The following is a 5,797-nucleotide window of genomic DNA, read 5'->3' as shown; positions in this document are numbered from 1 at the left end:
CTCAGTATTTACAAATGAGAGGCATATGAAACTAGTAAAATTAAAAAAGCTTCCGTGAGGAAGCTGAGTAGTTACATTCAAAGATTATTATAGATCTTCTCCAATAATCCTTACTTCTCGCTCTAACTTCACGCCAAATTTCTCTTCAACAGTCTTTTGTACAAAGTGAATTAAATCGATGTAATCTTGTGCTGTTCCGTTATCAACATTCACCATAAATCCAGCGTGTTTTAAAGAAACTTCCACTCCGCCAATTCGCTTACCTTGTAGTCCTGATTCTTGAATCAATTTACCAGCAAAGTTATTTGGTGGACGCTTAAATACACTACCACATGAAGGATATTCTAGAGGTTGTTTTGATTCACGTTTAAACGTTAAATCATCCATTTTTTCTTTAATTTCTTCACGCACACCTTCTTGAAGCTCAAATCTTGCTTCAAGAATAATGTAATGGTTGTTTGCAAATACACTCTTACGATATCCAAATTCAAATGCTTCTTTCGTTAAAGTACGTAACTCTCCATCACCTGTCATTACGACAGCTTCTGTTAATACAAACGATACTTCACCGCCGTATGCGCCAGCATTCATATATAAAGCTCCACCAACTGAACCTGGAATACCACAAGCAAACTCAAGACCCGTTAAATTATGATCTAATGCAATACGTGATACATCAATAATTGCTGCACCACACTGTGCCACAATCGTCGTTCCTGTTACAGTCACATCTGTAATGTGAATTAAACTTACGGTAATCCCACGAATTCCACCATCTTTAATAATGACATTCGATCCATTTCCTAAAAACGTAACTGGAATATTATATTCGTTAGCATATTTGATAACTTCTTGAATTTCATCATAATTTGTCGGCGCAACGAACACATCTGCTTTTCCACCAACTTTAATATGCGTATGATTCTTTAACATTTCATCTTGTTTCACATGACCTTCAGGCAATACCGTACTTAAATATTTATAAACCTCTTGCATATTCATTTTACGATTCCTCTATTTCTATATTCTTTTTATCCCGTTATACGGGCCCATAATATCCCCACATACATGAACGAACCTAAAGTGGTGGATACAGTGTACCCAAAATCAATTCGAGACACCTATAAACCTCTTAATTTATAAGAGGTGCCACTCATATTAAAATATATATTGCATAATAAAGCAACCCAAATGGGCTACTAAACTTGACATGTCATCAGAAAGACAACAATTTGTAAAATATATTACTTTTTCAAAACACTATCCTTCAGTATCTTACTATACCATACGAAAATAAAGTGGTATTTTTTTGTAATCTTTACTTTATTTTCATCAATAAAAAAGATGCTTTTACCTATGTAAAAGCATCTTTTTTATTACTTATTATAATTTACTTTTCGTTCTCTTCTTTTTCCTTATCAAACCATAATAGCTCATCGTCATCAACTTCACCATTATAATTGATTAGAATCTCTTCTCCCGCTTTTATATCTTTGTAAGCAAAGAAGTTAAACGTGTGATTCTCAAAGACAATATCATACGTTGCATTCGGATTATATGCATGATTAAATAACATGCCGTATCCTAAAAGGAATGCTGTATGATTTACCCCATACTCAAATGCGTAGTCAGCAAGTAACGTTTTCTCAATGTGTTCATGCTGTTCATTCGGATAAGAGATAACTGGTGCTGTGTGAATCAACTCACCCTTTTTAATATCACGAGTTGCAAATACCCCTCTATTAAATTCTCCATCACTAAGTTCAGAAGTCTTAACTTCGATCATATGCGTCACCTATATAATTCTTTCTTTGAAGTATTTTATTCCGCTATTTGCGGGGTTCAACTAATAATCAGTAGCGTATAGCCCCACTAATTAAAGTCTCAGTTTATCTCCTTAAGCTTGGCAGAAAACGCGCAGAAAAGCAATTAAATTACTACCAAGTATTCATTTAAATGAAAAAAGAGCACACATGGTGTGCCCTTTTTAAGAGATATTACTTTTCTAAAATATTTTCTAGCAACTTCACTTGCTCGCTAACAGTATGCAACGTCTTCACCGACATATCATTTCGATGTTTTTCTTCTTCCACACTTGCTAACACTTCTTCCGTAGCCGCAGAAGTTTGCTGAATTACATTAGAAGCATGTGTAACATCCTTTACGATATTCGTCGTTTTAACCTGCAAGTTTTCTTGATGACCAACAATCTCTCTCATTACATCATTAATTGCATCAATAAACTTCCCTAAATCCGTTACATTTGTTAAAACACTTGCTAGCATTTCATTACATTCTTCTTGTACTTTTTCTGATTTTTCTACCTGTACTTCCACTTTACTTGCCTGATTACTAAACTCCTTCAAAATACCTTGAATTCTCCCCGCAGAGCGATTTGATTCTTCGGCAAGCTTTAATACTTCATTCGCTACAATAGCAAATCCTTTTCCATGCTCGCCTGCTCTTGCCGCTTCAATATTTGCATTTAAAGCTAGCAAACTCGTCTGACTTGAGATATTCGTTATTACATCTACAATTTCGTTGATTTGCTTCGACTGCATCATTAAATCTCTAAATATAATTCCTGATTGTGAAACAACATCATTTAAACTTCTCATATTCGCTTCAAAATTTCGCAAAGTATGTACACTACCCTTTGAAATCTCTAAACTTTCATCAACACGAGTCGATGCATTTCTTACTTGCGAAATGATTTGTTCAATATTCCCTTCCATATCGTTCAATACTTCTACTGAACGTGACATCATCTCTGATTGTGATTGAGTGCCAACTGCCACCTCTTCAAAAGCAAAATTAATTTCACTCATCGACTCCATCGATGTATTCATATTTTGTCTTAAGTGATTGAAATTACTATCTAGTTTCCCAACCGTTTCCTCAATCAGTCTTTGCGTTTCTTCTAGCTCCTGAGTTTTCCTCATTACTTCTTGCTTCTCATCACTTAAACGAGCTAACAAATTAGAGCCAATCTTCGTTACGCCCCACATTGCAATCGTTACGATCGCTAACAAGCTTGCGAAGTTTGCAGCTTCAGATGCCGCTGTATAAGCAAAAAATTGCTCCGGCCAATAACTACAAAGAATAAATGTGATAATAACCGCCACTCCGCCGAGAATGATAACGAGACGTTCACTTAAATAAATAAGTGAAACTGCTAATGTAAAGTAGACCATTTGAAATACAGCCGGACTTTCATTAAAAGCTTGTACCATAATGAAAGACATAATAAGCAACATAAATGTCATGATATATTTATACATCGCTTCCATGCTTTCTATAAAAGTAAACAGCGTTCCAAATACAACAACTGAAATACCACAAACCCAAAACGCTATTGCTCTCTCTGTAAAAATATATCCGTAATACCCAATCGCGATTATTCCAAGAAAGAAACTACAAATCGTAATGAACAGCAATAAATGATTTTTCTGTGATTCTTTCTCCAGGTTAGAAAAACAAGTTCTCTTTAACCACTCCATATATGAAGCCCCACCTTCTACTTATACATATAGATTACTTCAGCTTAAATACCGCACTTACTGGGTTATGATCGCTATTTTCAAACTTTAAATCTTTCCCTTGTACATTTACAATTTCCACATTCGGTGAAACGATAAAACCATCAATAATCGTGACAAAGTTTTCACCTTCCACATACTTCTTCACATCATCTCTCACCGTCATAACAGACGGATCTACAGCCCACTTAAAGCCACCATCAGTAAAGTCCTTTGGTAACCCTACTAACCACTCAGGACGCTCTTTCACAAACTTCGGATCACTTAACTGAGCGTTCGAAAGTAATTGATTCCAATCTCCGCCCATTATTACGTAATCACCATTTTCATAATGCTTGTTCATATATTCTTTTAAAAACTCTACTTGCTGTTTTCTAATTTTCCCGCCTTCATCATACGCAGACAAATGTAAATTTACGAGTCTCACAAACTTCCCATTATTAACAGGTATCTTATGCTCAACAATCGCTCGATCTAAATCAAACAAACGCTTTGGCCAAGGTTCCATTCCAGGAAGCTGGAACCTCTGCGCTGCTTGAACTGTATATTTAGAAAACGTACTTAATCCAGCCTCCGCATATCCCATTGGACTTGTAATTGGTACAGGGACCCATTTTGTATCATAGTTCTTTCCGAACGACGAAGCATAATCAGGTAATCCTTTTTTCAAAAATTCATGCCCATTTACATCAAAAGATCGCATTGATTTTATATCAACTTCTTGTAATAACGTAAAATCACTATTCTCATTTTGTAAAAACGAAAGCATTTTCTTTAAATTCGTTTCCGTTTGCTCTTTACTACTTGAACCAGAACCTTTTCCACCATCCATAAAGAAGTCTTGATCCTTATCTAATCCAGCATATCCAATATTAAATGTTGTAACTTTAAATTCATTTCCAAGCGCTAACACGCGTTCCTTATTATTTTCCACCTTCAAACTTATAACATTAGCCGGCTGTTCTTTTGTAAGTGTCATATACGCTAAAAAACCACCTACAACTCCCACCCCTACTAAAATACATATAAGTACTATTTTTAATAATTTTTTCAAACGAACGACTCCTTTTCTAAAACTACCAATTTTACTTTTCTTTATTTTCAGTTAACTGAAGCGAATGACAGACATACGAAACATTTTATCATATCAAAAACCTTATATCACTATATTTAGTTTATAAGTATAAATTATCTATCTTAAACCATCACATACATACAAAACAGCTCCACTTCTTCACTGGAAATTCTACGCAATTTTTAGTACACTATATGTAATAATCATAGGCGATGGAGTTCGCCATAACTGCTGCTTAGCTAATGACTCCTACCAGTATAACTACTGGTAGGAGTCTATTTTTTTGAGCAAGCTATTTAAAGAGGTGAAGAAATTGATTTATATTATCGTTGGCATAGCCGGTATATTAGGAGCCCTTTCTCGCTATTATTTAGGTCTTACTATTCATACTTCATGGAATCATTCATTTCCGCTAGCTACATTGCTCATCAACTTACTCGGCTGCTTCTTATTAGCGTGGCTGACTACCTATATCGCTCGGAGAAACATCTTGCCTTCAGAAATTATCACAGGCATTGGGACTGGATTCATCGGTTCCTTTACGACGTTTTCAACATTTAGTGTAGAAACTGTGCAACTAATCCATCTTTCTGAATGGGGTACGGCTTTCTTATATGTATCATGCAGCATACTTGGTGGTCTCATTATGTCTGGTCTTGGCTATACACTAGGTGATTTCTTAATTAAGAAACATCTTACGGAAGGTGATCACTTATGATAGAAGCTTTATTAGTGGCAACAGGTGGATTTTTCGGTGCTATTACACGATTTGCAATTAGTAATTGGTTTAAAAAAAGAAATAAAACTTCCTTTCCAATTGCTACATTTCTCATTAATATAACAGGCGCGTTTTTACTCGGATATATAATTGGCAACGGAGTCACTACAGGTTGGCAATTATTATTAGGTACTGGATTTATGGGTGCCTTTACGACGTTTTCAACATTTAAACTAGAGTCCATTCAGCTCTTCAATCGTAAAAACTTTGGCATACTATTTCTATATTTAAGTGCTACTTATATTATTGGTATCCTTTTTGCATTCCTTGGAATGAAACTAGGCGGAATATAAAAAAAGAAAGCGACTCTTATCAGTCGCTTTCTTTCCAGGCTGTGGAGAAAGTCTTCTCCACAGCCTGTTTTTGTGTCTGAACCTCTTTTTATGTGTCAACACTGATAAAAAG

Annotated in this window: 6 protein-coding genes and 1 riboswitch; of the genes, 2 read left to right on the top strand and 4 right to left on the bottom strand. The window is 35.3% G+C overall.

What is annotated here, in order from left to right:
- Positions 1–87 precede the first annotated feature (87 nt).
- From murB to JDS99_RS29620, 4 genes are all read right to left on the bottom strand, one after another.
- Entirely contained in the window at positions 88–1,002 is a 915-nt protein-coding gene (gene murB / locus JDS99_RS29635) for a UDP-N-acetylmuramate dehydrogenase (protein WP_048542427.1), read from the bottom strand.
- A 388-nt stretch (positions 1,003–1,390) separates the two neighbouring features.
- Positions 1,391–1,786 (bottom strand): SET domain-containing protein, encoded by a 396-nt coding sequence (locus tag JDS99_RS29630; RefSeq protein WP_199696335.1) that lies wholly within the window; start codon positions 1,784–1,786, stop codon positions 1,391–1,393.
- 211 nt (positions 1,787–1,997) lie between these two features.
- Entirely contained in the window at positions 1,998–3,500 is a 1,503-nt protein-coding gene (locus JDS99_RS29625; protein ID WP_199696334.1) for a DUF4077 domain-containing protein, read from the bottom strand.
- A 34-nt stretch (positions 3,501–3,534) separates the two neighbouring features.
- Positions 3,535–4,593, bottom strand: a complete 1,059-nt coding sequence (locus JDS99_RS29620) for an endonuclease/exonuclease/phosphatase family protein (RefSeq protein ID WP_199696333.1) — start codon at positions 4,591–4,593, stop codon at positions 3,535–3,537.
- Between the two features lie 220 nt (positions 4,594–4,813).
- Positions 4,814–4,873: riboswitch (Fluoride riboswitch) on the top strand.
- Between the two features lie 54 nt (positions 4,874–4,927).
- Here JDS99_RS29620 and crcB (JDS99_RS29615) point away from each other — a divergent pair.
- Complete coding sequence (gene crcB, locus JDS99_RS29615; RefSeq protein WP_179211913.1) at positions 4,928–5,332, top strand: fluoride efflux transporter CrcB; 405 nt, start codon at positions 4,928–4,930, stop codon at positions 5,330–5,332.
- Entirely contained in the window at positions 5,329–5,685 is a 357-nt protein-coding gene (crcB, locus tag JDS99_RS29610; RefSeq protein ID WP_088064776.1) for a fluoride efflux transporter CrcB, read from the top strand. The genes crcB (JDS99_RS29615) and crcB (JDS99_RS29610) overlap by 4 nt, the downstream gene beginning before the upstream one ends.
- Positions 5,686–5,797 lie beyond the last annotated feature (112 nt).

It is taken from the genome of Bacillus cereus group sp. N6 (assembly GCF_016483705.1).
In the GTDB taxonomy this organism is placed as follows: Bacteria; Bacillota; Bacilli; order Bacillales; family Bacillaceae_G; genus Bacillus_A; species Bacillus_A wiedmannii.
This window is presented reverse-complemented; position numbering and strand designations above follow the sequence as displayed.